The 1,094-nt window shown below is 75.1% G+C and carries 1 protein-coding gene; it reads left to right on the top strand.

The genetic code is table 11. The features are described 5' to 3' along the window. Positions 1-398 precede the first annotated feature (398 nt). A partial coding sequence (locus AB0J52_RS41850) for an AfsR/SARP family transcriptional regulator (protein WP_500188854.1) occupies positions 399-1,094 on the top strand: 696 nt, incomplete at its 3' end.

The raw sequence follows: 1,094 nt of genomic DNA, 5'->3' as shown, positions 1-1,094 counted from the left end.
GCTCGTTCCAGACGTGAACGGAGATCCGCCACCTTGCGTTCGAGCCGTTCGGCCGAGCGCGCCGCCGCCCGGTCCCGCTGGTGGTTTCCGGTGGCCGCGGTGTGTCGGTCCCGGCACGGGCGGCCCGGCCGCTGGCGCGCGGCCCGCCGGACGCCCGGAGCCGGGGACGGCCCGGCGGGCGGTGCCGCCGCGGGGTCGCCGGGCCGGGGTCTCTGCGCTCCTCCCTCCCGTGGAAATCGGCGTTCGGAGCGGTGCGAAAAGGAGTGCCCGGCCATTCTTCCGAGCCGGTGTTCCGATTTCGTTCTGGAATGGTTCGGCCGGTCGGGAACCGGATTCCGCCTTCTCGGAATGTGCGGCGGACCGGTTGCGGACGGCGCTGTTGCGGATAAAGTGCCGCCATGCGCTTCGGTGTGCTCGGCCCACTGGAAGTGCGGACCGGCGACGGGCGCGAGGTCAGGATCCCGGAGGCGAAGGTCCGCGCGCTTCTGGTGAATCTGCTGATGACGCCGGGACGCGTCGTCCCGTCCGACCGCCTGGTCGAGGATCTGTGGGGCGCGCGTCCGCCCTCGAAGCCCGGCGCGGTGCTGCGGAGCAAGGTGTCGCAGTTGCGCCGGGCGCTCCGGGACGCCGAGCCGGACGTGCCGGACCCCCTCGTCCGGCGCGGCTCCGGATACGTCCTGGAGGTCCCGCCGGACGCGGTGGACGCCTTCCGGTTCGAGGCGCTGCTGGAACGCGCCGGGCCCGGCGGCGACGTCCGCGAGCGGGTGCGCCTGCTGGCCGAGGCGCTGGCGCTGTGGCGCGGCCCGGCCCTCGCCGACTTCACCGCCGAGCCGTTCGCGGCCGGTCCGGTCGCCCGCCTGGAGGAGGCGCGGCTGACCGCCCTGGAGGACCGCGCCGAGCTGCGGTTCGACCTGGGCGAGGACGTGACGCTCGTGGCCGAGCTCGCGGACCTCACCTCCCGGCTCCCGCTCCGCGAGCGGCTCCGCACGCTGCAGATGCGCGTGCTGTACCGGCTGGGCCGCCAGGGCGAGGCGCTCGCCGTCTTCGCCGACCTGCGCGAACGGCTGCGCGAGGAACTGGGCGTGGAGCCCGGC

Source organism: Spirillospora sp. NPDC049652, assembly GCF_040675125.1.
Taxonomy (GTDB): domain Bacteria; phylum Actinomycetota; class Actinomycetes; order Streptosporangiales; family Streptosporangiaceae; genus Spirillospora.
The sequence above is the reverse complement of the archived record's forward strand: the minus strand, read 5'-3'. Positions and strand labels throughout refer to the sequence as shown.